Source organism: Streptomyces antimicrobicus, assembly GCF_020532625.1.
Lineage (GTDB): Bacteria > Actinomycetota > Actinomycetes > Streptomycetales > Streptomycetaceae > Streptomyces > Streptomyces antimicrobicus.
The window spans coordinates 54,492-77,587 of sequence record NZ_JAJAUY010000015.1; the positions used below are offsets into that span (position 1 = coordinate 54,492).

General features: G+C 75.1%; 18 protein-coding genes. 11 read left to right on the plus strand and 7 right to left on the minus strand.

Features of this window, described 5'->3' with window-relative positions; all coding sequences use genetic code 11:
* Positions 1-19: 19 nt before the first annotated feature.
* The 4 genes from LG632_RS06500 to LG632_RS06515 are packed head-to-tail and all read left to right on the plus strand — an operon-like array spanning position 20 to position 4,984.
* On the plus strand, positions 20-1,567 hold the full coding sequence (locus LG632_RS06500) for an ABC transporter substrate-binding protein (protein ID WP_226725856.1): 1,548 nt from the start codon (positions 20-22) through the stop codon (positions 1,565-1,567).
* Positions 1,564-2,577, plus strand: coding sequence for an ABC transporter permease (locus LG632_RS06505; RefSeq protein ID WP_374203413.1), 1,014 nt, complete (start codon positions 1,564-1,566; stop codon positions 2,575-2,577). Before LG632_RS06500 ends, LG632_RS06505 begins: the two co-directional genes overlap by 4 nt.
* Positions 2,574-3,434, plus strand: a complete 861-nt coding sequence (locus LG632_RS06510) for an ABC transporter permease (protein ID WP_226725857.1) — start codon at positions 2,574-2,576, stop codon at positions 3,432-3,434. Before LG632_RS06505 ends, LG632_RS06510 begins: the two co-directional genes overlap by 4 nt.
* Complete coding sequence (locus LG632_RS06515; protein WP_226725858.1) at positions 3,431-4,984, plus strand: ABC transporter ATP-binding protein; 1,554 nt, start codon at positions 3,431-3,433, stop codon at positions 4,982-4,984. The genes LG632_RS06510 and LG632_RS06515 overlap by 4 nt, the downstream gene beginning before the upstream one ends.
* A 34-nt stretch (positions 4,985-5,018) precedes the next feature.
* Here LG632_RS06515 and LG632_RS06520 read toward each other — a convergent pair whose 3' ends face one another.
* Positions 5,019-5,384 (minus strand): ArsR/SmtB family transcription factor, encoded by a 366-nt coding sequence (locus tag LG632_RS06520; RefSeq protein ID WP_226725859.1) that lies wholly within the window; start codon positions 5,382-5,384, stop codon positions 5,019-5,021.
* 117 nt (positions 5,385-5,501) lie between these two features.
* Between LG632_RS06520 and LG632_RS06525 the strand changes: the two genes are divergently transcribed.
* The 4 genes from LG632_RS06525 to LG632_RS06540 all read left to right on the plus strand — a co-directional run bounded on the left by LG632_RS06525 (position 5,502) and on the right by LG632_RS06540 (position 12,205).
* Positions 5,502-7,523: a heavy metal translocating P-type ATPase gene (locus tag LG632_RS06525; RefSeq protein WP_226725860.1), complete on the plus strand. Its 2,022-nt coding sequence runs from the start codon at positions 5,502-5,504 to the stop codon at positions 7,521-7,523.
* Between the two features lie 90 nt (positions 7,524-7,613).
* Positions 7,614-7,943 (plus strand): hypothetical protein, encoded by a 330-nt coding sequence (locus LG632_RS06530; RefSeq protein ID WP_226725861.1) that lies wholly within the window; start codon positions 7,614-7,616, stop codon positions 7,941-7,943.
* 3 nt (positions 7,944-7,946) lie between these two features.
* Complete coding sequence (locus LG632_RS06535) at positions 7,947-10,754, plus strand: VWA domain-containing protein (protein WP_226725862.1); 2,808 nt, start codon at positions 7,947-7,949, stop codon at positions 10,752-10,754.
* Entirely contained in the window at positions 10,751-12,205 is a 1,455-nt protein-coding gene (locus tag LG632_RS06540) for an extracellular solute-binding protein (protein WP_226725863.1), read from the plus strand. Before LG632_RS06535 ends, LG632_RS06540 begins: the two co-directional genes overlap by 4 nt.
* Positions 12,206-12,275: 70 nt before the next feature.
* Here LG632_RS06540 and LG632_RS06545 read toward each other — a convergent pair whose 3' ends face one another.
* The 6 genes from LG632_RS06545 to LG632_RS06570 all read right to left on the minus strand — a co-directional run bounded on the left by LG632_RS06545 (position 12,276) and on the right by LG632_RS06570 (position 19,044).
* Positions 12,276-13,676 carry a chloride channel protein gene (locus LG632_RS06545; RefSeq protein ID WP_226725864.1) on the minus strand — a complete coding sequence of 467 codons (1,401 nt, stop codon included), beginning with the start codon at positions 13,674-13,676 and terminating at the stop codon, positions 12,276-12,278.
* Between the two features lie 103 nt (positions 13,677-13,779).
* Positions 13,780-14,631 carry an STM4011 family radical SAM protein gene (locus LG632_RS06550; RefSeq protein WP_226725865.1) on the minus strand — a complete coding sequence of 284 codons (852 nt, stop codon included), beginning with the start codon at positions 14,629-14,631 and terminating at the stop codon, positions 13,780-13,782.
* 5 nt (positions 14,632-14,636) lie between these two features.
* Positions 14,637-16,043: an STM4012 family radical SAM protein gene (locus LG632_RS06555; RefSeq protein ID WP_226725866.1), complete on the minus strand. Its 1,407-nt coding sequence runs from the start codon at positions 16,041-16,043 to the stop codon at positions 14,637-14,639.
* Complete coding sequence (locus LG632_RS06560; RefSeq protein WP_226725874.1) at positions 16,040-16,846, minus strand: STM4013/SEN3800 family hydrolase; 807 nt, start codon at positions 16,844-16,846, stop codon at positions 16,040-16,042. The genes LG632_RS06555 and LG632_RS06560 overlap by 4 nt, the downstream gene beginning before the upstream one ends.
* Positions 16,847-16,937: 91 nt before the next feature.
* Positions 16,938-18,074, minus strand: a complete 1,137-nt coding sequence (locus LG632_RS06565; RefSeq protein ID WP_226725867.1) for an STM4014 family protein — start codon at positions 18,072-18,074, stop codon at positions 16,938-16,940.
* Between the two features lie 10 nt (positions 18,075-18,084).
* Positions 18,085-19,044, minus strand: a complete 960-nt coding sequence (locus tag LG632_RS06570; RefSeq protein WP_226725868.1) for an STM4015 family protein — start codon at positions 19,042-19,044, stop codon at positions 18,085-18,087.
* Between the two features lie 166 nt (positions 19,045-19,210).
* On the opposite strand from LG632_RS06570, the gene LG632_RS06575 reads away from it, so the two are divergent.
* The 3 genes from LG632_RS06575 to LG632_RS06585 all read left to right on the plus strand — a co-directional run bounded on the left by LG632_RS06575 (position 19,211) and on the right by LG632_RS06585 (position 22,901).
* Positions 19,211-19,537 (plus strand): DUF8820 family protein, encoded by a 327-nt coding sequence (locus tag LG632_RS06575; RefSeq protein WP_226725869.1) that lies wholly within the window; start codon positions 19,211-19,213, stop codon positions 19,535-19,537.
* Between the two features lie 104 nt (positions 19,538-19,641).
* Positions 19,642-20,670 carry a DUF6745 domain-containing protein gene (locus tag LG632_RS06580; protein WP_226725870.1) on the plus strand — a complete coding sequence of 343 codons (1,029 nt, stop codon included), beginning with the start codon at positions 19,642-19,644 and terminating at the stop codon, positions 20,668-20,670.
* 818 nt (positions 20,671-21,488) lie between these two features.
* On the plus strand, positions 21,489-22,901 hold the full coding sequence (locus tag LG632_RS06585; RefSeq protein ID WP_226725871.1) for a family 2B encapsulin nanocompartment shell protein: 1,413 nt from the start codon (positions 21,489-21,491) through the stop codon (positions 22,899-22,901).
* Positions 22,902-23,096 lie beyond the last annotated feature (195 nt).

Consider the following 23,096-nt stretch of genomic DNA (forward strand, 5'->3'; position numbering starts at 1 on the left):
ATCGAGGAAGTACGTGAAGATGAACAGGCGTCAAGTGCTGTGGGCCGGTGGAGCGATGGGCGCGACGGCACTCCTCGCCGCCTGCACCTCGGGGTCCGGCGACACCGCGGCCGAACCCGCATCCGCCGACGACAAGCCCAAGCGCGGCGGCACCCTCCGCGTCGGCGCGCTCGGCCGGGCCGGAGCCATCACCCGCGACCCGCACGGTTCCCAGGCCAACGAGAGCGACTACCTCGTCATCGCCCTCGTCCACGACACCCTCACGGTCCCCGGCGCCAAGCCCAACACCCTGCCCAGGCTGGCTGCTTCGTGGGAGCCGTCGGCGGACCTGACGACCTGGAAGTTCAAGCTCGCCAAGGGCGCCGCCTTCCACGACGGCAGCCCCGTCACGGCCGACGACGTCGTCTGGTCGCTGCGGCGCCTGCGCAACACCCCCTCCGGTGCCTCCCGCCTGCCCGGCATCAAGCCGGAGAACATCAAGGCCGAGGGCGCCGACACCGTCGTCCTCGTCTCCGACCACCCCAACGCCGAACTGCCGCTCCTGACCCGACTGACGACGTTCGTCCTGAAGAAGGACACCGCCGACGACGCGCTGGACAAGGCACCCGGCACGGGCCCGTTCAAGCTGGACTGGTACCGCGGCGGCAACGCCCGCCTGGTGCGGAACGACTCGTGGTACGCCGGGACCGTGCACCTCGACGCCATCGAGGTCACCATGTTCGAGACCCCCCAGGCCATGGCCAACGCCCTCCTCGCCGGGCAGATCGACGTCGCCTCCAACGCCGGCGCGGTCGCCGCCCGCACCGCCGAGGCGCGGCGGGACATCCAGGTCCTGCGCCGCCCCGACGACATGGCCATGCCGATCGTCATGCGCACCGCGGCGGGCAGCCCCTTCGCCGACCCGCGCGTGCGCGAGGCGATGCGCCTGGTCGTCGACCGGGACGCCATGGTCAAGCAGGTCCTCTCCGGCTACGGCACCGTCGCCAACGACATCCTCGGCACCGGTGACCCCCACTACGCCAAGGACGTCCCCCAGCGCAGGCGCGACCTGGAGAAGGCCAAGAAGCTGCTCACCGAGGCGGGCTTCGACCTGAGCAGGACCTACGACCTGGTCACCACCGAGGACATCCCCGGACTGGCCGAGTCCGCGACCCTCTTCGCCAACCAGGCCCGGGAAGCCGGCGTCAAGGTCCAGGTCGTCAAGCAGGAGTCCGGCGCCTTCTGGGACAAGACCTGGAAGACCGGCGACTTCTACACCACCTACTGGGGCACCAACGACTCCGTCGTCTTCTTCGCCTCGAAGACCATGGTCAGCCAGGCCGCCACGAACGAGGCGGGCTGGGCCGACAAGGACTTCGACGCCGCCTACCTCAAGGTCATCGGCACCGCCGACGAGACGGCCCGCGCCGCGGCCCTGAAGGAGCTCCAGCGGATCGAGTTCGACCGCTCCGGCTACCTGCTGTGGGGCATGGCCGACGGCATCGACCTCGCCACGGCCAAGGTGCGGGGGCTGCCCAAGCTCCCCGGGTACGGCCGGGTCCAGCTCGAGAACGTGTGGCTGCGTTGAGCCGACCGGCCCCCCTGCCCCGCCGGGCCGCCCCCCTGCCCCGGCGCGCCGCCGCCTGGCCCCGCCGGGCCGCCGCCCTGGCCGTCGAGGTGGCCGGGGCGGCGGCCCGGCGCGCCCTGCTGCTCGTCGTCCTGCTGGCCGTCGTATTCGCCGCCGTCGAGGCGCTGCCGGGCGACGCGGCCACGGCCGCCGCCGAGCGCGGCGAGAGCGCCGCCGACCTCGCCGCCCGACGGCACCTGCTCGGTCTGGACCGGCCGCTGTGGGAGCGCTTCCTGGAGTGGATGACCGCCCTGCCCACCGGGGACCTGGGCACCTCGGCGCAGGGCCGGCAGGTCACCGAACTGCTCGCCGACCCCTTCCCCAACACCCTGCTGCTGGGCGCGAGCGCGTTCGTGCTCACCGTCGTGCTCTCGCTCGCCCTCGGCTGCTGGGCGGCCGCCCGGCCGGGCCGGCTCACCGACCGGCTCATCGGCCACGCGGCCACCGCCTCGTTCGCCGTACCCGAGTTCGTCGTCTCCGTGCTGCTCCTGCTGGTGCTGTCGCTGTGGACGGGATGGCTGCCCGCCGTCACCGTCACCGGCGCCGACGGCGCTCCCGCGAGCTGGGCCATGCTGATCATGCCGGTCGTCGCGCTCGTGATCCCCCAGACCGGATGGAACACCCGGATCGTGCGCGGCGCCCTCGCCGACCAGACCGCGACCCCCCATGTGGAAGCCGCCGTCCTCGACGGACTGCCGACCCGCCAGGTGCTGCTGCGGCACGCCCTGCCCGGGGCCGTACCGGCGATCGCCACCGGCATCGCCACCTCCACCGGCATGCTGCTGGGCGGCGCCGTGGTCGTGGAGACCCTCTTCAACTACCCGGGCGTCGGAACCGTCCTGGCCGGCGCCGTCGCCGCCCGCGACACCCCGCTGATCGCCGGGGTCGTCATCTGCGCCGGCGCCGCCATCAGCCTCGTCCTGCTGGCCGCGGACCTGCTCCGCGCCCGTGTCGTAGGAGCCCGCGCATGAGTGCCACCGCCACCGCCGGCCCCGCCGCCGGGAGGCCGAGGACCCGCCCCGGCCGGGCCCGGGCCCTGTGCCGCGTCGCCCCGGGCGCGCTGCTGGTCCTCCTCGCCCTGGGCGGGCCGTTCCTGGCTCCGCACACCCTCGACACTCCCGTCACCGCGCCCTACGCACCCCCGGGCGGGGGCGCCCTGCTCGGCGGCGACCAGCTGGGCCGCGACGTGCTGAGCCGACTGCTGCACGGCGGCACCGCGCTCATCGCCAGCGCCCTGCTCGTGGCGGTCGCCGTCACCCTGCTGGCCACCCTGCTGGGCTGCGCCGCCGTCCTGCGCCCCGCCCTGGGGCGGGCCGTCGAACGCACCGCGGACGTCTCGATCCTGCTGCCGTCCGTGCTCGGCATCATGCTCGTCGCCCTGGCCTGGCCCGGCGGCGGCCGCGGACCCGTGGTCGCCGCCGCCGTCCTGCTCGGCGTCCCCTACGCGGTGCGCATCGTCGCCGGCGCGGCGGCCCCGCTGGCGAGTTCCGGCTATGTGGAAGCCGCCGTCTCGCGCGGCGAAGGCCTGGCGTACCTCGCCGTGCGCGAACTGCTGCCCAACCTCCGTGCCACCGTACTCGCCCTGTTCGGCCTGCGGTTCGTGGAGGGCGTCTACGTGATCTCCATGGCCGGGTTCCTCCAGATCGGCCCGCAACCACCCGCGGCCGACTGGGCCCTGATGGTCCGTGAGAACGCCCCCGGCATCCTACTCAACCCCTGGGGCGTCCTCGCCCCGAGCCTGGCCGTCGCCCTGCTCGCCATCAGCGTCAACCTCGCCGCCAACTCCCTGGCCCCCCAATCCGTTTACAAGGCGGTGACCTTCAAGTGAGCGAAGCCGTGCACCGGACCGGACCCTCCCGGGCGGCGCCCCGGGCCGCCGCCGCTGACGTCCTGATCACGGCCTGCGGCCTCGAAGTCGCGCTGGCGGACGGCACCGTGCTGCTGCCACCGACCTCCGTACGCGTCCACGCCGGGCAGGTCACCGCCCTCACCGGATCCTCCGGCTCCGGCAAGACCACCCTGCTGCGGGCCCTCGTCGGCCACCTGCCGCCCGGCGCCACCGTCACCGCCGGCACGCTGGACGTCCTGGGACACCACCCGCCCACGCTCGCCCCCGACCGGCTGCGGCAGCTGCGCCGTTCACGCGTCGCCTACGTCGGCCAGGACCCCGGCTCCGCCCTCAACCCGCGGATGACGATCCGCCGGCTCGTCGCCGAAACGGCCCGCGACCGCAGCGACGCCACCGTCCTCGGCCTGCTGCGCGAGTGCCGGCTGCCCGTCGACGACGGCCTGCCCGACCGGCGCCCCACCGCCGTCTCCGGCGGCCAGCAACGGCGGGTCGCCCTCGCCCGCGCGCTGGCCCGGACCCCCGAGGTCCTCCTCCTCGACGAGCCCACCGCGGGCCTCGATCCCGCGCTGCGCGACGAGATCGCCGAGCTGCTCCGGGACCTCGCCGCCGGCCGGGGGCTGGCGATCGTGATGGCGACGCACGACCCCGAACTGGTCGGTGCGTGCGCCGACCACACGGTCCGGCTGACGGCGAGCCGGCCCTCGGCGGCGGTGCCGGCACCCCGGACACCGGCCCCCGCGCCTTCGGGGCGTTCCGGTGACACCGCGGGTCCCGCAGGTCCCGCCGCTCCTGCCGCGGTGCGGGTGACGGCGGGCCAGGGGCTGACCGCCCGCGCCGTCGGGGTCGCCTTCGGCCGCCTGGGCGGCCGCCGCCAGGTCCTCGACGCGGTCGACTTCACCGCGTCCCCCGGCTCCGCCACCGGCATCGTCGGCCCGTCCGGATCGGGCAAGACCACGCTCCTGCGGGTGCTCGCCGGACTGCACCCTGCCGGCACCGGCAGCCTCCACCTCGACGGCCGGCCCCTGCCGTCCCTGGCGCGCAAGCGCACGCGCGAGGACCAGCGGCGGATCCAGCTCGTCCCGCAGAACCCGCTGGCCGCGCTCAACCCCACCCGCACCGTCGGTGCGGCCCTGGCCCGGCCGCTGCGCCTGCACGCGGGCCTGTCCCGGGCCGCCGTACCCGGCCGCGTCGCCGGACTCCTCCACCAGGTCGACCTCCCGGCCGAGTTCGCCGACCGGTACCCCGCCGAGCTCTCCGGGGGGCAGCGCCAACGGGTCTCGATCGCCCGCGCGCTGGCCGTCGGTCCCGACATCCTGCTGTGCGACGAGATCACGTCCGCCCTCGACCCCGACACCGCCACCGCCGTCATGGAGCTCCTGGCGCGCCTGCGGGCGGAGCACGGCATGGGCATCGCGCTCGTCTCCCACGAACTCCACCTGGTCAGCGCCTACACCGACACCGTCCACGTCCTGGAGGCGGGCCGCCTGGTCCGGCACGGCCCCACCTCGGCGGTGCTGGCCCCCGCCTGATCCGGGCGGCCGGGCGGCCGGGCGTCGGGGGAGCCTAGGCCTCGGCGGGGGCGTCGCGCAGGCCGAGGCGCAGGTGCTCGACGTGGTACAGGGCCTGGTCGAGCAACTCGGCGACATGGCCGTCGTACAGCGCGTAGACGATGGAGCGGCCCCGGCGCTCACCGGTGACCAGGCCGAGGTTGCGCAGCAGGCGCAGCTGGTGGGAGCAGGCCGACTGCTCCATGCCGACGGCGTCGGCGAGTTCACCCACCGGGCAGGGGCCCTCCTGGAGCCGGGCGAGGATGCGCAGCCGCGACGGGGTCGCCAGGGCCTGGAGCGTCGCGGCGACGTCCGAGGCGCCCACGGCGTCCAGGCGCTCGCGGGTGCTGACGCTGCTCTTCGACTCGACTCCGTGGCCCATGGGTGCCATCCTACCGGCGTCATATGAAGAGGTGTTCATTCATTCCTGTATGGTGAGGGGCGTGGCCGCCGCTCGCCCGCAGTGCCGCCCTCCCCTGCCGTGAAGGGTCCCTCCGCCATGCCTTCCACCCTCGCCGAGCGGCCCTCCGCCGCCGCGTACGGCCACGCCGGGGCCGCTGCGCGCCGCCGTACGCGGGTCCTCGCCCTCGCCGAGGCCCGCTGGGCCGCCGCCGCGACCGCCGCCTTCCTGCTCGCCCTCCCGCTCCAGCTGACCGGGGCTTCGGCCTGGCTGTGGGGCCCGCTGTACGCGCTCGCGTACGCGACGGGCGGCTGGGAACCGGCCCGGGCCGGACTGCGGGCGCTGCGGGACAAGACCCTGGACGTGGACCTGCTGATGATCGCCGCCGCGCTCGGCGCGGCCTCGATCGGACAGGTGATGGACGGCGCGCTGCTCATCGTCATCTTCGCCACCTCCGGCGCCCTGGAGGCCCTGGCCACGGCCCGCACCGCGGACTCGGTACGCGGCCTGCTCGACCTCGCCCCGGCCACCGTCACCCGGCTGCTCCCCGACGGCGGCACGCAGACGGTCCCCGCCGAGGACCTGGCGGTCGGCGACACCGTCCTGATCCGCCCCGGCGAACGGGTCGGCGCCGACGGCCGGGTCCTGGCCGGCGTCAGCGAGGTCGACCAGGCCACCATCACCGGCGAACCGCTGCCCGCACCGAAGGAGGCGGGCGACGAGGTCTTCGCCGGCACCCTGAACGGGACGGGTGCGCTGCGCGTGCGGGTCGAGCGGGACGCCCGCGACTGCGTGCTCGCCCGCATCGTCGCGATGGTCGAGGAAGCCTCGCGGACCAAGGCGCCGACACAGCTGTTCATCGAGAAGGTCGAGCAGCGCTACGCGATCGGGCTCGTGATCGCCACCCTCGCGGTGTTCGCCGTCCCGCTCGCCCTCGGCGGCGACCTGAGCGGCTCGCTGCTGCGGGCCATGACGTTCATGATCGTGGCCTCGCCGTGCGCGGTGGTGCTGGCGACCATGCCCCCGCTGCTGTCGGCGATCGCCAACGCCGGCCGCCACGGCGTCCTGGTGAAATCGGCAGTGGTGATGGAACGCCTGGGCCAGGTCGACGCGGTGGCCCTGGACAAGACCGGCACCCTCACCGAGGGCACCCCCCGGGTCACCGACATCCGCCCCCTCGCCGGCAGCGGCCTGGACGAGCCCGCGCTGCTCGCGCTCGCGGCGGCGGCCGAGCACCCCAGCGAACACCCCCTCGCCCGCGCCGTGGTGGACGCCGCGCGACAGCGCGGCCTGACCCTCCCGCCCGCCGAGGACTTCGCCTCCGCTCCCGGCACGGGGGTGCGGGCCACGGTCGGCGGGCACACGGTCGAGGTGGGCGCCCCGGCCCGCCTGATCGGTGCACGGGGCGGAGGGGCGCGGCACGCCGCGGTGCGGACCGCGGCGGAGCGCCTGGAGAGCGCCGGCCGCACCGTGGTCCTGGTCCGGCGGGACGGCGTACCGGTCGGGCTCCTCGGCGTCGCCGACCGCCTCCGGGCGGACGCCGCCGCCACCGTCACCGCCCTGACGGCGCTCACCGGCTCCGCCCCCGCGCTGCTGACGGGGGACAACCCGCGCGCCGCGGCCCGGCTCGCCGCCGAAGTGGGCATCACCGACGTCCGGGCCGGGCTGCTGCCCGAGGACAAGGTCGCCGCCGTGCGGGAGCGCGAGGGCGCCGGCCGCCGGGTGCTGGTCGTCGGCGACGGCGTCAACGACGCCCCCGCCCTCGCCGCCGCGCACACCGGCATCGCCATGGGCCGGGTCGGCTCCGACCTCGCCCTGGAGGCGGCGGACGTGGTCGTCGCCCGCGACGAACTGGCGGCCGTGCCCACGGTGGTCGCCCTCTCCCGCCGTGCCCGGCGCCTGGTCGTGCAGAACCTGGTGATCGCCTCGGTGTTCCTCTCCACCCTGGTCGTCTGGGACCTCGTCGGCCACCTGCCCCTTCCCCTCGGCGTCCTCGGCCACGAGGGCTCCACGGTCGTCGTCGGACTCAACGGCCTGCGCCTCCTGCGCGAGTCCGCATGGCGGCGCGCCGGCTCCGGCGGGGGCCGCACCCGTCGGGACCCCGCCCCGGTGCCGGCCTGACCCCCGCACGGGTCTCCCCAGCAGGCAACCGACGTGACATCATGAGGAGTTATGGCTGAGGGGGAAGCTGTGCGGAGGGTTGCCGTCCGGGTGCGTCTGGCGCGGAGCGCGAGCGAGCGGGACGTCGGGGCGCTGAAGGCGTGGCTGGAGCGGGAGCGCAAGCTCGAAGCGCTCAGGAACAACGGCGAGCTGGAGATCCACGAGGGGGCGAGCGCGGAGGACGCGCGCGGACCGGGCACCCCGATGGGCGCCGGCTTCGACATCATGCTGGTGCTGATCGGTGCGGCCGCCCCCAAGGTGTTCGACGAGGTGTACGCGCAGGTCAAGAGCGGGGTCCAGGCGTGGCGGGAGAACCGCCGCAGCGTGGAGAGCGGCGAGCCCCCGGAGGTCGACGTCACGCCCGAGGGCGACGGGAGATAGCCCGTGGCGCGCTTCGACCCGCGCGGCAAGGTGAACCGGGCACTGCTCGTCGGCGTACCCGAGTACGACTTCACACAGCCCGACCACCCCGACGGGGTACCCGGAGACCTCAGGGCGGTCGAGCACAACCTCGTCGGCCTGGAGCGGGCGTTACGGGCGGGCGGGGTCTTCACCGAGGACCAGATCACCGTCTGCCGGCCGCGTACCGTCGACGAGTTCGACCACCGGCTCGGCGCGGCCGTCGGTGCGGCGGAGGGTCTGCTCCTGCTGTACTTCTCCGGCCACGGGGCGGTGCCGAGCACCGGTGACGAGCTGTGGCTGCTGATGCGGCGGGCCTCGATCGTGCCGGGCGACGCGTCGGTGTTCCTGGGCTCCGCGCCGTGGAAGGGCGTCCTGACCCGCCTGGCCCGGGCCGAGGCCGAGCAGGTGGTCGTCGTCCTCGACTGCTGCTACGCGGGCAACGCCGCCGCGGCGTGGGACGCGCTCGGCACCGCGCAGCGCCGGCGGACCTCCCTGCTGATGAGCGTGCAGGCCAACAACCGCATCGACGCGGGGGACGACGACTCGCCCACCCCGTTCACCGACCGGCTGATCCGGCTGCTCGGCGCGGGGCAGGACGAGCGGGACGGTGCGGACGGGCCGGGTGGCGAGGAGGGCCCCGCCGGCGCGGACGCTCCCCGCGGCGAGGTCGGGTTCGCGGATCTGGTGGAGCGCATCACGGCCTACATGACGGCGCACCACACGACCCTGCGGCAGCCGCCGGAGCCGTGGGAGCCGCAGGCCCGCCCGGCCGCCTCGGGCACCGACGTCCTGCTGGCCGCCCCCGCGGCGGACACCGCGCCACCGCCCGACGGCCCCGGGGGCCCCGGCGACCCGGACGTTCCTGACCGCGGTGACCGGGACGATCCCGCCCGTCCCGCCGATCCCGCCCGTCCTGCCGGTCCCGCCGGTCCGGGCGGTCCGGGCGGCCGCGGCCGCCCGGACGGCGGTCGCCGGGGCGGACGGGTCGCCGAGCTCCTGCGGGCGGTCCGGGGACGGCGGCTGGTGGCCGCCGTCGGCGTGCCCGTCGTCGTCGCCGGACTGGCCACCGCCTGGATCACGGTCCTCGGCGACGACGGGCCGCACACCTGCAGACCCCCGGTGGAACTGCGGCTGCTCACCGACCCCGACCTCGAACCCACCGTCCGCAAGGCGGCCAAGGCGTACCTGACGTCCGGCCAGAACCGGGCGGCCGACGGCTGCAGGCGCAGCGGCATCACCGTCTGGAGCGCCGGCTCCGCCGCGGCCGTCGCCGCCTTCAACCGGCAGTCCGACCCATGGCAGCGCCCCACGGGCGACGAGGAGAATCCCCAGCGCGACATCGGACCCCAGCCGGACATCTGGATCCCGGCGTCGTCGGCGAGCATCGCCCGGGCGCGTCCGGCGGCCTCCGAGCGCACCTACGTCGAGCTGACGGCCGACGCCAAGCCGTTCGCCTACTCGCCCGTCGTGCTCGCCGTCCCCCAGCAGATCGCGGCGGAGGCCACCGCCGACCGGGTGGGCAGCCTGGCCACCTTGACGGCGGCGCTCAAGCGGCGCGAGCCCGCCGCCGAGGTGCGCCGCACCGACCCCGAGCACACCGACGCCGGCCTGCTCGCCACCGTCGGTCTGTACGGCGCGGGCCGGCAGACCCCGGCCGCCGCCGAGCACGGCGTGGCCCAGCCCGGCCCGCCCGCGCGCACGGGCGCGGACCTGCTGTGCACGCTGCCCGACGACGACGCGGCCGACGCCCGCACGGCCGCGCTGGTACCGGAATTCCTGCTCCGCACCGGCGTCGGCTGCGACAGCACGACCCGGGCCCGCAGGACGGCCGCCTACCCCGACGACGTACCGGCGCTCGACCCCACGTTCGTACGGGTGCGCTGGCGGGACGCCGACCTGGACGCGAAGCGACGCGACGACGCGGTACGGCGTTTCCACACCTGGCTGACCGGCGCGGACACCGCGGACGCGGGCGGAAAAGCCGGCGGGCCGGGCCTCACCGCGTTCGCCGAGGACGGGTTCCGCAGCGCCACGGGCGAGCACCCGCCGCTCGCCACCGCCCCCACCGCCACCGCGCAGGGCACGGACGGCGGCCTCCACTTCGCCGAGTTCGGGGCGCTGAACCTGCCCGGGCGGCTGCCCGGCCCCGCCGCCGCGCCCGCGGCGGCCGCCGCGCTCAAGGGCTACCGGGACGCCAACGGGCCGGGGCGGGTGCTCTTCCTGCTGGACTCCTCCGGCTCCATGGGCGGCTTCTGGGAAGGGCCCGGCGGAGCGCCCGGCATCATCGCGCAGTCCCTCGCGGGACTCGGCGCGGACGACGAGTACGGGGTGTGGGCGGTGGCCACCGAGCCCGGCCGGGGTGCCACCAGCGAGGTCCTGGCGTTCGGCCGGCACGACCGCGAGGTGGCCCAGCGGACCATCGCGGGCGCGGCCAAGGTCAAGGACGTGGAGGCGGACCCGTACCGGGCGCTGGTCGACGCGCTGGCGGAGATGACGCGCCGCGGCGCCGACGACCAGCGCCCGCAACTGATCGTCCACCTCACGGACGGCGAGGACAACAACCGGCTGACCGAAGGCGGCCGGCTGGACGATCTGCTGCAGGCGATCAGGGGCGCGCAGGAGAGGATCCCGGTGGTCATGGCATCCCTGGACAGCGGCGGCTGCGACAAGGGCAAACCGGACGCGGCAGTCTCCGAGGCGAGCGGCGGACGCTGCCTGGACACCAAGGGGGACCTGGTGTCGCGGCTGAAGGACGAGGTCGCCCGGACCGGCACGGGGGAGCAGGGATGAGCCGGAACTCCGGACGGCGCCGCCCGCGCACGGTCCGCGTCGTCCCCTTCCTCGTCCTCCCGCTGCTCGCCGCCGCGGCCTGCTCCGGCGGCGACCCGGCCCCCTCCGGCGGGACCGCCGGCTCCGGGCGGGCCGTAGCCGCGGACGCCCCCGAACCCCCGGGTGACATCGTGCTCGCCAGCGGACGGGACGTGACCGGGAAGGGCGGCATCCGCCAGCAGCTGATCGCGAAGTGGAACGAGGCGCAGGAGGCCAGGGGGACCGGCTTCCGGGCCCGCCTGGTCGAGCTGCCCGGCTCGGCGGACCAGCAACGCAGCCAGCTCCTGGGCGCGCTCCAGTCCGGGAGCGCCGACTACGACGTGGTCAACCTCGACGTGACGTGGGTGCCCGAGTTCGCGGAGGCGAGCCTGGTCCAGCCGTTGCCCGACCACCTGGTCGACGCCGACGTCATCGGCTCCGTCGCCGCCACCTCCCGCTGGCGCGACCACGTGTACGCGGTGCCCTTCAACAGCGACGTCGGACTCCTGTTCTACCGCCCCGACCACCTCCGCGCCGCAGGCGTCACCCAGCCCGGCCCGGGCCGCGGCACCACCTGGCCCGCCCTCCAGAAGCTGATGGAGACGCTCGACGACGCGAGCCGCGACCGCAAGCTGCCCGAGACCTACCAGAAGGGCTGGACCGCCCAGCTCGACGCCACCTACGAAGGGCTGACGGTCAACGGCGTCGAGGCGTTCGCCTCCGCCACCGACGGCTTCACGCTCACCGACGCCGAAGGCCGCTACGCCGGTTCGCTGCCCCAGCTGGAGAAGGGCCTGGACGAGCTGCGCAGCCGTACGCAGGCCGCGTACACGCTGCCGGACGCCGCGCAGTCCGACGAGGCCGACACCCTCACCGACTTCGCGGGCGGCCGGACCGCTTTCCTGCGTCACTGGCCGTACGCCTACCGCACGCTGCACCAGTCGCTGTCGACGCAGCAGTTGGGCGTGGCGCCGCTGCCGGGCAAGGCGGTGCTGGGCGGACAGAACCTGGCCGTGGCCGCCGGGTCGAAGCGGCGCAACGCCGCCCTGGACCTCATCGAGTTCCTCACCGGCCGGCAGAGCGAACGCTGCCTGCTCGACGCCGGGTTCGCCGCCACCCGGCGCTCGGCGTACCGGGAGGACGCGCTGCGCTGCGAGGCGGCGAAGCCGGCCGGGCTGCCCACCGGGTCACCGCCGGCCGAGCGCACCGACCGGATGCCCCGGGACGCGGCCGGCCGTCCCGCGTACGCGCAGGAGATCCTGCTGCCCGCCCTGGAGAACGCCGTCCAGCGCCCGCGCACCCCCCTGTACGGTGCCTTCACCCAGACCTTCGCCGCCGAACTGGGCCGCCTCCACGGCGACAAGCCCCCCACCAGGGAGCAACTGGCCAAGGACCTGGACACCCAGCTCCGCCGGGCCCTGACCCCGGACTGAACCCGGTCGGGCCGCGGCCCCGGCCCCGGTGCGGCCTGCCCCGCAACGGCCCCGCAACGGCCTCGCACCGTCAGCGGGGCACGGCCTGCAGCGGCACCTCCGGCCCCGCCGGCAGGAGTTCGACCGTGACGAACGCGACCACCGACGCCAGGATCGCCACCGGGATCATCGTCGTGCTGCCCAGCACCAGCACGACCAGCAGCACGCTGCTGACCGGCAGCCGGACCACCGCGGCCAGCGAGGCCGCCATGCCCGCCGCGAGACCCGCGCCGACGCCCAGCCCCGGCAGCGGCGCCAGCAGCACACCGGCCGCCGCGCCCAGGAACAGGGCCGGGAAGATCGGGCCGCCGCGCAGGCTGCCCAGGCACAAGGCGTAGCCGAGGCCCTTGCACAGCAGGACCGCGACGAGCGCGCCCACGCTCCAGGCGTGCGGATCACCGGCCAGGTCGGCGAGCGCGGCCTGCCCGGAGGACGCCACCTCCGCCGGGCCGCGGCCGGTCCACAGGGCGTAGACGCAGGCGCAGACGCCGGCGAGCAGGGCGCACAGGGCCGTGGCGGGCACCGGCCGACGGACCACCCGCAGCGCGGTCAGCCGGCCCGCGTACTGGACCGCGTACAGGCCGACCGCCAGGACCAGCGCGATCACGACCGTCCAGAGCACGTCCCCGGCGTCCACCCGCGGGAAGTCCACCCCCGGCTTCAGCCTCAGCCCGCCGATCTCCAGGCCCGTCCACCGGCCGAACCCGCTGAACACCAGTGAGCCGATACCGCTGGCCAGCAACGCCGGCAGCATCACCGCGAACAGCTGGGGGCCGCCCACCCCGGCGATCTCCATCAGAAGTACGGCCGCGATCAGCGGATTGCCGAAGATCGCCGACATCGCCGAAGCCGCACCGGCCGTGCCCAGCAGGGCGGCGGTCTGCGGCGTCTGCGTGGCGCTCGTCAGATGCCACAGGGCGAGCGCCAGGCCGCCGCCCAGCGCGATCAGCGGTGCCTCCGGACCCAGGACCGCGCCCAGCGGGAGACTGAACACCGCCGCCAGCACCACCCCGGGCAGCGCCGCCGGGCCCAGACCCCCCGCGTGCATCCCCGTCGCGGGAACGTGCCCGCCCGCCCCGGGGAAGTGCGCGACGACCAGCCCGACGCACACACCCGCGACCAGCAGCAGCGGCAGCGGCCACCACCACGGCGCGGTGTCGTGGCCGAGTGCCTGCGGCAGGTCCTCCCACACCAGGCGCTGGAGGTAGTTCATCCCGGACAGGAACCAGAACGCGGCCAGCGACACCGGTATGCCGACCAGTCCGCAGAAGACGAGCCGCTTGAGGTAGCCCGGACCGCGCAGCAGTTCGCGGAGCTTGTCGGCCTCCGCCGGCTGGCTCGCACGCGTCCGCGCGGGCGGAGCCGCGCCGTGCGCCGCGCGCGGCGGCTCTCCGGCGGGGGACCGTGGACCCGGTTGCGTGGGCTGCGCCATGCGGCCGCTCCTTCCCACCCCCGCCCCTCCTCCACCATTCCAGCACCGCGCCCGTCCCTTCGCACATCCGGCGGGTTCCTCGGCCGGCGCCGGTGCCGGCGGGTCAGGGCGAGGCGGGGACCCGTTCGAGGACACCGCCCGCGAACACGTCGTACAGCGGCAGCGTCTCCAGGTGCACGTAGCCGATGTGGCAGTCGCAGACGGCCAGCGGACACGGCCGCGGGGCCAGGGCGGCGCGGTACGACCCGTCGTAGAGGTTGCCCAGCTCGGAGCGGACGAAGTGGCAGCGGCGCACGGTGCCCTCACCGTCCACGGAGATCACCGACTCGCCGGTCCGGCACGGCAGTCCGGCCGAGCGGTGCGGGTGCCGGCTGTACGGGAACAGCGGGTCCAGCGCGGTCCACTGCGCCGCCTCCTCGTCGGTGCAGGTGTGGCCCTCGGCGGCGTTCACCCACAGGTAGACGTGGCCGGGCAGGTCGGCGCGCAGCCGCCGGGCGTGCTCCAGGTTCCCCGGCAGTCCGACGATGCCGACGCTGTGGCGCACGCCCCGGTCGGCCAGGTCGCGCACCTTCGCCAGGAACCGTTCGTACGGCGTCTGACCGGGGTGGTACGTGCACCACAGGGCCACGGTGTCCGGGTCGGCCTCCGCGAGCCAGTCGGTACGGCAGCTCAGGTTGGTCTGGATGGCGACCCGGGCGATGTGCGGCTGGTGCGACAGCTCCACCAGGGCCCGCCGGTACCAGGACCGGACCAGGCCCTCGCCCCACGGGGTGAACAGGACGGAGAGCCGGTCGCCGCGGCGGTCCGGCGCCGTCGCCCAGCCGGTGAACCGTTCCAGCGCGGCCCGGTCCGCCCGCAACTGCTCCGGCGTGTCACGGCGCTTGGCGAAGGGGCAGTAGGGGCAGTCGTAGTCGCAGGAGGCCAGCGGCCCCCGGTACAGGATCGTCAGGTCCACGGCGGCTACTTGACCTCGTAGGCGGCCATCGCCGCCCGCACGGCCGGGGAGAACAGCTCGGGGCCGAGCGCGTCGGAATGCGCGAGTCCGTCCGGGCTCAGCCGCAGCACCGTCCCCGCACCGCCGTCCTGCAGCCAGCCCCGGGCGGCGAACGCGGCCAGTTCGGCGGGGAAGTCCGCGCGCGGATCGCTGCCGAACCGCTCGCGGTAGTCCGCGACGGGCATGCCCTGCGCCTGGAGCAGCGACTGCAGCAGATGGCGGCGGCGCGCCTCGTCGCTGTCGATCTCCCGGCCGATCGGGGCCCGGCCGAAGTCCTCGGCGGAGGTGGTCGTGTAGTCGTCGATGATCGCCCGTATCTCCCCCATGTCGACGGCGTAGTCGAACGAGTAGTGCAGCGCGGAGGTGTACGAGCGGGCGCCGCAGCCGAGGCCGATCATGCCGTCGGTCTGGCAGGCGTGGTCGTCGGGGCCCTGCGGGGCCGCTCCGGCGCGGCGGAACATCCGCATCGACACCTGCTCGTAGCCGTGCGCGAGGAGGTGGTCCCGGCCGCGGCGGTACAGGTCCAGCCGCTGCTCGTCCCAGTCCCGGTCGGTGTGGGCGGTGCGGCGGGCCAGGCCCGTCAGCGGGCGTACGTACAGGGGGTACAGGTACAGCTCCTCGGGCCGCCAGGCGAGCGCGGCGTCCAGGGAGGTGCGCCAACTGGCCGGGGTCTGGCCGTCGATGCCGTAGATCAGGTCGATGTTGAGGACCGGGATGCCGGCGTCCCGGACCCGGCCCAGGGCCGCCTCGACGTCGGCGCGGCGCTGGGGCCGGACGGCGGCGCGGGCCTCCTCGTCCACGAAGCTCTGCACGCCGAGGCTGAGCCGGGTCGTGCCGCGCTCGGCGAGGACGGCGAGCCGGTCGGCGGTCGCGGTCGCCGGGGACGCCTCCACGGACAACGCGACGGCCCGCAGGTCGGCGCCCATCCGCCCCTCGGCGATGTCGCACAGCCTGACCAGCTCGTCGGCCGTCAGGAACGTCGGGGTGCCGCCACCGAACGCGGCGTTGGCGAACCGCACCGGCCCGTCGTCGCCGAGCGCCTCACGGACGGCCGCGGCCTGGCGGTCGAGGGCGTCCAGGTACCGGCCGGTAAGTCCGTCGGGCGCCCCGATCCGGGTGAAGAGGTTGCAGAACCCGCAGCGCACCTCGCAGAACGGCACGTGCAGGTAGAGCGAGAGCGCGTCCTTGGCCTCACCGCGCCACAGGTCGCGCAGCGCGGGCCGGTCCGGCAGCGGACGGTACGCCGTCTTGTGGGGGTAGGCGTAGACGTAGCTCTGGTACGGGCGCGCGGCGGCCTGCGGCGGGAGCGAGGGCGAGGGCGTGGGTGCGCTCGCGGGGGCGGTCGTCGGTGCGGTCGCGGGTACGGCGGTCATGCGGACGGCTCCAGGAAGAAGTGGGCGTACGGCACGGTCCACACGGCCTCGTGGGCGAGGCGGTGGCCCGTGTAGCCGTCGTCGCCGTAGGTGGTGCCGTGGTCGGAGCAGACGATGGCGAAGCAGCGCCGCCGCGAGCTCATCGCCGCGAAGAGGCGGCCGACGTGCCGGTCGACGTACTCCAGGGCCGCGGCGTGCGTGGCCCGGGTGTCCCCGGCCTCCCGGGTGGCACCGGGGGTGTGGAACCAGTTGGGCTGGTGCAGCGCGGAGGCGTTGACGAAGAGGAACAGCCGCCGGTCCGCCGGCAGCCCGGCGACGACCTGCTCCGCCCGCGCCACCTGCGCCTCGAAGGAGGTGGGGGAGGCCACCCCGAACTCCGGCTCCCAGTGGCTCTCCTGGAACAGGCCGGGCAGGACGTCGCCCAGCGCGCCCTGCTTGTTGAAGAAGCCGACGCCGCCGACGCACACCGTGCGGTACCCGGCGGAGGCCAGCCCCGACACCAGGTCGGGGGTGTCGAAGACGTAGGTGCGCCCGGCAGTGGTCTCACTGCCGGCGAACCGCGCCGCGAACAGCCGCGGATGCGGTCCCGGGGCGGCGGGCGTCGGCAGGAAGCCGGCGAACATCGCCTGGTGGGAGGCGTAGGTGAAGCTGCCCGGGGCGTGCCGCTTCTCCCAGGCGCCGCCCGGGAGACGGCGGGCCAGGTTCGGGATGCGCCCGGCGGCGGCCAGCTCGGCGGCCACGTCGAAGCGCAGGGTGTCCAGGGTGAGCAGCAGCAGGTCGTCACGGCCGACGACCTCGTTCATGTCCGGCTCGACCGGGCCGGGCCGGGCCGAGCCGGGCACGCCGGGCATGCCGGGTGTGCCGGGTGTGCCGGGGGCGGGCAGGGGAGCGGTGTCAGAAGGAGGCGGTTGCACGGTGGTTCCTCGTGTGGTGGTGCAGTCGGTGCTGTACGTACGCGGGCGCCGCGGCGACCTGCGCCGCGTACGTGTCGAGGCCCTCGGCGCCGCTGCCCGGCAGGCCGGTCAGCCCGGGCAGCAGATCGCCGAAGGCGTTGACCTCGGCGACGGCGAACCGCCGCCAGCCCACGGCCGGCAGCAGATCGACCCCGACGCACAAGGTCCCGGGAAAACAGGCCGCGGCCCGCTCGCAGACGGCCAGGGCCTCGGCCCAGTACGGCCCCGCGGCGGCGACGGCGGCCGCCAGGTCGCCGCGCCGGCCGCCGAGGTGCAGATTGGTCATCGGCGAGCCGCTGGTGCGGACCACGGCGTGGGTCGCCCGGCCGGCCACCACCACGACCCGCAGGTCGGCGGCCTCGCCACCGCCCAGGGACGCCTTGGGCCACCAGCGTTCGACGTGCAGCCCGTCGGGCGCGAGCGCGTCGACCAGCGCGGCGGCCTCCCGCTCGCTCGTGACCCGGCGCACCCGCAGCGAGTTGTGCAGCCGCCCGTCCGCGGTCACCTCCACGGACGTCGTCGCCCGGAGCCGGCCCCCGCCGGCCGTCTCGACGGCGACCACCCCGGACGCGGAGGAGCCGTGGGCGGGCTTCACGAACACCCGCGGCATCCCGTGCCGCGCCATCAGCTCCCGTACGTCCTCCCAACCGCGCACCGCGGTGCCGCCCCCGGACGTCGGCGACTGCGGCACCGGCACCCCGGCGCGCTCGAGCACCTGGTGGCAGCGCCGCTTGTCGAACAGCACGGCGAGCTCGCCGGGATCGTCGAGCCGCATCCCGCCGCGGAGGGTGCCCACGGCCGCGGTGAACCGCGCGTACCAGCGGGCGCCGCCCTCCACCCGCGTCGGATCCGCCTGCCCGCGCAGGACCTTGTCGACCTCGGCGTTCTCGCCGGGGGAGTCGAGCCGGACCAGCTCGTCGGCCGCGAACGCGGCGCCGCCGTCGCCGAGGACGGACGCCCAGGACACGATCCGCGGAGCCGGCAGTCCGGCCTCGCGGACGGCCCGGGTGAACAGGGCGACCCGGCGGTTCTCCGGGTTGCCCACGACCGCCCAGCGCGACGGTGCGTTCCGCGTCATGGCCGGCGCGCTACTCACCCACGGCCACGAAGCGCCAGACGCGCCCGTCCCACTCGTCCTCGTCGGCGTGGCCCGGGTCCAGGTCGAGGGCGACACCGGCGGGCTCCAGGACCTCCCGGAAGCGCTCCCGCAGGGGCTCGCTCAGGTAGTTGAAATGGAGGTCGAGGCTCGTGAGGTGGGTGAGCGGCTGCCCGCCGAGCAGCGCGGTGGCCCCGTCGTCGGTGAGGACGCCCATGGACAGGTCGAGGCTCTCCAGGCGGGCGACGACCGGCGCGGACGCCACGGCCGCGGCTATCTCGTCCTGGATGTCGGAGTTGCGCAGGCCCAGGTGGCGCAGGCCCGGCAGCAGGTCCCCGTCGAGGATCCGCGCGACGTCACCGATCTCGCAGTCGCCGCCGTACTCCGCGGTGCCCAGCCACAGGTCCAGCCGCTCCAGGGCGGGCAGCTCCGAGGCGGCCACACCGCGCACGGCCGCGGCGGGCATGCCACCGCTCTCCACGGCCAGGGCCCGCAGCCGCCGGTGCGCGACGGGCGGGAACACCAGCCCGCTGCCGCCCCGCACCCCGAACTCCTCCAGCTCCGGGAACCCGTCCAGCAGCGGCGTCACGTCACCCTGGCGGATCCAGGAGATCTCGCACTCCTCGGACTCCATGTCCCCGAGGAACAGCGCCCGCAGGGAGGTCAGGCGGTCCCGGGCCTCGAGCAGCGCGGCGACGACCTCCTCGGGCCCCGTGTCATAGGCCTGCCGCCACGCCCCGACGACGATCGCCCGCACCCGCGGCACGTCGACCGCGGCGAGGAACCGGGCGAAGACCTCGGGCCAACTCTCCTCACCGTCGTAGCAGTCGGAGCGCAGCCGCCACGCGACGGCCGCCGCGTCCGGCAGCGAGACCGAACCGGCGTCGTCGGGACCGGGGAAGTCGAAGACGGGCAGCCCGTACGACTCCTTCAGATGCCTCGGGTGCGACATGGGGTCCTCCGCCGTTCCTCGTCCGCCGCGTGCGATGTGCTGCAAGTTGTAGCAAGCGCCACTGACAACGCCCGAGGCAGGGCGGCCCGAACGCCGTTGTCGGACCCCCCGCGTACGGTCGTGGACGACGAGGTGCAGCGGGCGGCTCGTCAGGAAGGGGACCGGTATGTACCGGCAGGGGGACGTACTCATCGTGCCGATCGACGCGGCGGCGGTGCCGGCGCACGTCGCCGGGGCGCCGCAGGAGCCGCGGGACGGGCGGGGCCGGCTGGTGCTGGCGCTGGGCGAGGTCACCGGACACGCCCACGCCGTGCTGGGCCCGGGCCGGCTCGTGCGCGGGACGGGACCGTTCGGGCCGCTCCTGCTGCACCTCCCGGACGGCGGGCGGGTGGTGCACGAGGAGCACGCCGCGATACCGCTGCCGAAGGGCTGGTACCGCGTGGTGCGCCAGCGGGAGTACGTACCCGGCTCGGTACGGCTCGTGGCGGACTGAGCGGAGCGGGAGCCGGCGGCCGGCGGCCGGCGCAGGGTGAGGCACAGCGGGCACAGGCACGGTACAGCGGTACGAGAAGCACGCACAGAGGGGCGCTGAAGGGCATGGGGACCAAGGACATCGACATGTGGCGGGCGGCCGTGGCCGACACCGCCGCCGCGCACCGCGCGGACGCGGAGGCGGGCGTACGGCTCGCCTACCGCGCTGCGGGACTCGCCGAACCGGAGCAGATCGTGTGGGCGCAGTCGCCCCGCGCGGCGCTCTGCCTGCTCGGCCCCGACGAGGGGCCCTGCGGGACGCGGGCCCGCGGCCGCAGCGTCCGGGAGGCGGTGCGCAGCGCGCCGTGGGCGGCGGAGCGCAAGCGGCTGCAGGAGCAACTGGGGCCCCAGGGCTGGGCGCAGCGCTGGCACGCGACGGGCGGCCGGCTGTGGGACAGCACCCAGCGACTGGTGGACCGGATCCGCGCCGGGCTCGTGGAGGAGCTGGCGGAGGACCGCACCGAGGAGGCGGAGTTGCGGCTGCTGCTGCTCGACGCGGTGCTCGGCCAGCACGACGCGCCCTGGCTGTCCGTCTTCGACACCGGGGACGGCACCCCGCTGCACGGCCCGGCCACGGTGGCGCGCTCGGCCGGCTGGTGGTGGCCGTACGAACGCGCCGCCGTGATCTGCGAACGCCCGGCCGAGCTCCACCGGGACGAGGCCGGCCGCCTGGACCGCGGCGACGGCCCGGCCCTCGCCTTCCCGGACGGCTTCGCGCTCCACGCGTGGCGCGGCATGCCCGTACCGGCCGCGTTCCTGGCCGAGCTGGCCACGCTGACACCGGAGCGGATCCGGGACGAGGAGAACGCCGAGCTGCGCCGCGTGATGCTGGAGCACTACGGCTACGAGCGCTACCTGCACGAGTCGGGCGCCGAGCCGGTGCACCGGGACGAGACGGGCGTGCTGTGGCGGATATCCCTGCCCGACGACGAGGACGTGGTGATGGTCGAGGTCGTCAACTCCACCCCGGAGCCCGACGGCAGCTGCCGCACGTACTGGCTGCGCGTGCCACCGGACACCCGGACCGCGAAGCAGGGCGTGGCCTGGACGTTCGGCCTCGCGAAGGAGGCGTACGCCCCCGTGCGGGAGACGTGAGCGACGACCCCGAGGCGGCGGCCCGGTCCGCCCAGCGAGCCGCCTCGGCGTCCAGCGCCGGCCCGTTCCCCGGGTGCCCCAGGGCCCCGTGCCGCGGCCGAACCGGGGCCCGACCTCAGCGCGCCCGTCGCCCTGGGCCCACCGACGGGCAGGCAGCTCGGGCCCGGTCCTCATCCTCGCTCCCGACAGCATCCCTGTCGGCCACGTCGCACTGACCAGCCAGAACCTCGTCAACGGCACAGCTCAGGTCGAGCTGCTGCCCGCTCTTCGACATCGCGGGCACGGATACGGCACCGCCGCCTGCCTCCACCGCGGCCGCCGTCACGACCTCGCCGTGTTCTCGCTGCTCCGCCCCGAGTGGGAAGGGCCGGCCCGCCCTCGTGCCTGGGACGCCTGACCGGCGGAGCACTTGTCCGAACTCGCTCCGGGCAGGCGTCGACCTCGGCGAGCGGTTCCGCCCGCAGGTGGTGGTGGCGGTGGCGGCCGCGGGGCTCTTCGCGGACCAGCCCGGCCTTGCGGGAGCACCGCGGCTCGGAGACGGCCGGCCGGCTCGGGGAGAAGTCCTGCGGCACGTCCCCGGCCGGCCATCCGGCGGCCGGTCGGCCGGAACCTGACGATCGGCCGGGCAAACACCGGACGCCGCAAGATCACCGCTTCGAAGTAATACCAACGGCTTCTCAGGGTCGGGTCGGGCGAACGGCCGTTACTGTTCCACGGGATCTGGACGGATTCCCTGTTGTTCGCCCCCTTATTTCCTCTTTCATCGGTGCCGTGCGGGTACGCCGCCGCCACCGCCGTTACGAAGGAGTGCTCGCCCCATGACCGTTGAGACCAGCCCGGAAGCCCAGGTGGAGCCGCCCCGGCAGTCCAGCCTGAGCACGGCGGCGGCCCGTAACCTTGCCACCACCACCAAGTCCGCCCCCCAGATGCAGGAGATCACCTCCCGGTGGCTGCTGCGCATGCTGCCGTGGGTGGAGACCAAGGGCGGCGCCTACCGGGTGAACCGCCGGCTCACCTACACCGTCGGTGACGGCCGCATCGAGTTCGTCCAGGACGGCGCCGCGGTCCGCGTGATCCCCCGTGAGCTGGGCGAACTGGCCCTGCTGCGCGGCTTCGACGACGAGGAGGTGCTGACCGCGATCGCCGGCCGGTGCGTCCAGCGCGACTTCGGGCCCGGCGACGTACTGGTCGAACGCGGCACCCCCGCCGAGCAGATCCACATGATCGCGCACGGCCGGATCGGCCAGACCTCCCTCGGCAAGTACGGCGACGAGGTGACGGTGGCCACCCTCGCCGACGGCGACCACTTCGGCGAGAACGCCCTGCTGGACGCCGACGCGACCTGGGACTACACCGCCACCGCCGAGACCTCGGGGACCCTGCTCACCCTCTCCCGCGCCGACCTGGCCGCCGTCGTGGCCCAGTCGCGGGGTCTGCAGGAGCACCTCGCCCGGTTCAGCTCACTGCCCCTGCAGCGGCAGAACCGTCACGGCGAGGCCGAGATCGCCATGTCCGCCGGCCACACCGGCGAGCCCGAACTGCCCGGCACGTTCGTGGACTACGAGCTCAACCCGCGCGAGTACGAGCTGTCCGTGGCGCAGACCGTCCTGCGGGTCCACACCAGGGTCGCCGACCTCTACAACGGCCCCATGAACCAGACCGAGGAGCAGCTCAGGCTCACCATCGAGGCGTTGCGCGAGCGCCAGGAGCACGAGCTGATCAACAACCGCGAGTTCGGTCTGCTGCACAACGCCGCCTTCAAGCAGCGCATCCAGACCCACTCCGGCCCGCCCACCCCCGACGACCTCGACGAGCTGCTCTGCCGCCGCCGCGGCACCAAGCTCTTCCTCGCCCACCCGAGGACCATCGCGGCGATCGGCCGCGAGTTCAACGCCCGCGGGCTCTACCCGGACCACGTGGACGTCGGCGGGCAGTCGGTCCCGGCGTGGCGCGGCGTGCCGATCCTGCCGTGCAACAAGATCCCCATCAGCAAGGACAACACCAGCTCGATCCTCGCCATGCGCACCGGCGCGGAGAACCAGGGCGTCATCGGCCTGTGGCAGACCGGCCTGCCGGACGAGTACGAGCCGGGCCTGTCGGTGCGGTTCATGGGCATCAGCGACCAGGCCCTGATCTCCTACCTGGTCACCACGTACTACTCCGCCGCCGTCCTGGTGCCCGACGCGCTCGGCGTGCTGGAGAACGTGCAGATCGCGCGCCGGCGCGACTAGGCCCGACGGCCTGCCCCGCCGTCACCGCGGAAGCCCGGACCTCCCGGGCGGGCCGAGCATGCCCGGGACCCGGGATCCGGGACAGTCACCCATCTCATCAAGGAGTTACGGATGCCCGATCCCGGGCCTGCGCCCCTGCCGTCGAGCCCGCCGCCCGCGGCCGGCAGCTTCGCGGCGCGCGTCCTCGCCGACGCC

What these genes read in the sequence shown, in the direction of transcription:
- LG632_RS06570 (WP_226725868.1), bottom strand. Translation starts at nt 19,044, where the DNA reads ATGTCGCACCCGAGGCATCTGAAGGAGTCGTACGGGCTGCCCGTCTTC.
- LG632_RS06575 (WP_226725869.1), top strand. Translation starts at nt 19,211, where the DNA reads ATGTACCGGCAGGGGGACGTACTCATCGTGCCGATCGACGCGGCGGCG.
- LG632_RS06545 (WP_226725864.1), bottom strand. Translation starts at nt 13,676, where the DNA reads ATGGCGCAGCCCACGCAACCGGGTCCACGGTCCCCCGCCGGAGAGCCG.
- LG632_RS06510 (WP_226725857.1), top strand. Translation starts at nt 2,574, where the DNA reads ATGAGTGCCACCGCCACCGCCGGCCCCGCCGCCGGGAGGCCGAGGACC.
- LG632_RS06580 (WP_226725870.1), top strand. Translation starts at nt 19,642, where the DNA reads ATGGGGACCAAGGACATCGACATGTGGCGGGCGGCCGTGGCCGACACC.
- LG632_RS06560 (WP_226725874.1), bottom strand. Translation starts at nt 16,846, where the DNA reads ATGAACGAGGTCGTCGGCCGTGACGACCTGCTGCTGCTCACCCTGGAC.
- LG632_RS06540 (WP_226725863.1), top strand. Translation starts at nt 10,751, where the DNA reads ATGAGCCGGAACTCCGGACGGCGCCGCCCGCGCACGGTCCGCGTCGTC.
- LG632_RS06520 (WP_226725859.1), bottom strand. Translation starts at nt 5,384, where the DNA reads ATGGGCCACGGAGTCGAGTCGAAGAGCAGCGTCAGCACCCGCGAGCGC.
- LG632_RS06525 (WP_226725860.1), top strand. Translation starts at nt 5,502, where the DNA reads ATGCCTTCCACCCTCGCCGAGCGGCCCTCCGCCGCCGCGTACGGCCAC.
- LG632_RS06500 (WP_226725856.1), top strand. Translation starts at nt 20, where the DNA reads ATGAACAGGCGTCAAGTGCTGTGGGCCGGTGGAGCGATGGGCGCGACG.
- LG632_RS06555 (WP_226725866.1), bottom strand. Translation starts at nt 16,043, where the DNA reads ATGACCGCCGTACCCGCGACCGCACCGACGACCGCCCCCGCGAGCGCA.
- LG632_RS06585 (WP_226725871.1), top strand. Translation starts at nt 21,489, where the DNA reads ATGACCGTTGAGACCAGCCCGGAAGCCCAGGTGGAGCCGCCCCGGCAG.
- LG632_RS06565 (WP_226725867.1), bottom strand. Translation starts at nt 18,074, where the DNA reads ATGACGCGGAACGCACCGTCGCGCTGGGCGGTCGTGGGCAACCCGGAG.